Below are 827 nucleotides of genomic sequence, written 5' to 3'. Positions count from 1 at the left end.
GGCACCGATGATGGCGATGCGCAACGGGCGATCGGGCCTCGAGGCCGAGGGGGTCAGGGTCATGCTCGTGCTCCTTCGGAGGTCGGGTTCAGGGTCAAGATCGGGGCAGGGGCGGCGGCCGCAGGCGCGCCGGTGGCGTAGGGGCTCAAGCGCACGACGTCGCCCACGACGATCACGGCGGGGTTCTCCACACCGACGGCGGCCGCCTGCGCGGCGATGGTCTCCACCGTGCCCACGGTGACCCGCTGGTCCGGCATCCAGCCGCGCTCGATGATCGCCACGGGCGTCGCACCGTCGAGGCCGCGCTCCGTCAGTCGGCGCGCGGTGTCCGCGAGCCGACGCACGCCCATCAGCAGGACGAGCGTGTGGTCGGCCCGGGTGGGCACTTCGGCCAGCTCTTCGTGGCCGGTCACCAGCGTGAAGCCGGTGGCGACGCCGCGATGGGTGACCGGGATCCCCGCGGCGGCGGGCACCGAGACGGCGCTCGTGACACCGGGGACCACCTCGACGTCGACGCCATGGGCGCGGCAGTGCGCTGCCTCCTCGCCGCCGCGGCCGAGCACGTACGGGTCGCCGCCCTTGAGCCGGACGACGAGGCGGCCGGCCCGGGCCTCCCGGACCAGGACGGCGTTGATCTCGTCCTGCGTGGCCAGGTGGTTCCCGGGGGCCTTGCCGACCTCGATCACGGGCACCGCCGGGTCCAGCTCGGCCAGGAGGGCGCGCGGGCCCAGCCGGTCGGCGACCACCACGTCGGCCTCCGCGAGCAGCTGTCGGCCGCGCACGGTGATGAGCCCGGAGTCGCCGGGGCCGCCGCCGACGAGGGCCAC

1 protein-coding gene is annotated in these 827 nt (G+C 75.5%); it reads right to left on the bottom strand.

The window, feature by feature from the left end; translation table 11 throughout:
• Positions 1 to 59: 59 nt before the first annotated feature.
• On the bottom strand, positions 60 to 827 hold a 768-nt coding region (gene cobA, locus HMPREF3105_RS08325), incomplete at its 5' end, for a uroporphyrinogen-III C-methyltransferase (protein WP_070709198.1).

The organism is Micrococcus sp. HMSC31B01 (assembly GCF_001816085.1).
GTDB lineage: Bacteria > Actinomycetota > Actinomycetes > Actinomycetales > Micrococcaceae > Micrococcus > Micrococcus luteus.
This window is presented reverse-complemented; position numbering and strand designations above follow the sequence as displayed.